The organism is Nitratireductor lacus, from assembly GCF_056431025.1.
This window is the reverse complement of the sequence record NZ_JBWKMB010000060.1, coordinates 1-1241: the sequence shown is the minus strand read 5'-3', so window position 1 is coordinate 1241 and position 1241 is coordinate 1. Positions and strand designations below refer to the sequence as shown.

Below are 1241 nucleotides of genomic sequence, written 5' to 3'. Positions count from 1 at the left end.
TGGCCTGCTGCCGGTTTCGTGGACACCGAGATAAGGTGTTTTTGACGAAACCGGAGTTTGTGAATGCAGAGAAGGAAGTTTAGCCGCGAGTTCAAGCTTGAGGCGGTGAGACTGGTCAAGGAACGAGGCGTGTCGGTCGCCCAGGCTGCCCGCGATCTTGATCTCCATGAGAATGTGCTGCGCAAATGGGTCAGGGAACTGTGCGCTGACCCGCAGCATGCGTTTCCCGGACACGGACAGATGAAGCCTGAGCAGCTCGAGATCGATCGACTGCGCAAGGAGGTCGCGAAGCTCAAGGCGGAGCGCGACATCCTAAAAAAGGCCGCAGCCTACTTTGCAAAGGACGCGATATGAAATTCGCCTTCATTGCAAAGCACCGTTCGATCTGGCCGGTGGCATGGCTTTGCGAAGCGCTGGATGTCTCGCGTTCGGGCTTTCATGCCTGGCTCACCCGCATGCCCAGCGCTCGGTCGCGACATGATGAGACGCTCCTCGGCGCGATCGATCGAAGCTTCAAGAGCAGCGACCGCACCTATGGCGCACGTCGTGTCTGGCACGATGTCCTCGCCGATGGGTTCTCCTGCGGCCTGCACCGCATCGAGCGGCTGATGCGGGAGAACGGCCTGCGGGCGCGACCACGCCGGCGGGGACTGCCGAAGGACACAGGAAAGCGGACAGTGGTGTCGCAAAACCTTCTCGACCGCGCGTTCGAGGCGTCTGCTCCGAACCGGAAGTGGGTGGCCGACTTCACCTATCTCTGGACTGCGGAGGGATGGCTTTATGTCGCCGCCGTCATCGATCTGTTCTCCCGCCGCGTCGTCGGTTGGGCGATGAAGGCCGAGATGACAGCCCAGCTCGTCACGGACGCCCTCATCATGGCGATCTGGAGGAGAGGCAGGCCCGACAGCCTCATGCATCATTCGGACCAGGGGAGCCAATATACGAGCGAGCAGTTCCAGCGCCTGATGGCCGACCACGGCATCACCTGCTCGATGAGCCGGTCGGGCAATGTCTGGGACAATGCGGCAATGGAGAGCTTCTTCTCCTCGCTAAAGACCGAGCGAACGGCCCGCAAGGTCTACAGGACAAGGGATGACGCCAGGGCGGATGTGTTCGATTATATCGAGCGCTTCTACAATCCGCGGCGCAGGCACTCGACACTGGGCTATCTGAGCCCCGTGGAGTTCGAGGAGCGAGCTATGTTAGCTTAACCTCGTGTCCGAAAAACCGGCAGCAGGCCA

Annotated in this window: 1 protein-coding gene; it reads left to right on the top strand. The window is 60.8% G+C overall.

From position 1 onward, the window contains the following. Positions 1–63 precede the first annotated feature (63 nt). Positions 64–1211 (top strand): IS3 family transposase gene (locus AC07E3_RS21395; RefSeq protein ID WP_478364747.1). Its coding sequence is split into 2 segments (ribosomal slippage): positions 64–313 and positions 313–1211, totalling 1149 coding nucleotides; the frame shifts between segments, so codons are not numbered across the junction. Positions 1212–1241 lie beyond the last annotated feature (30 nt).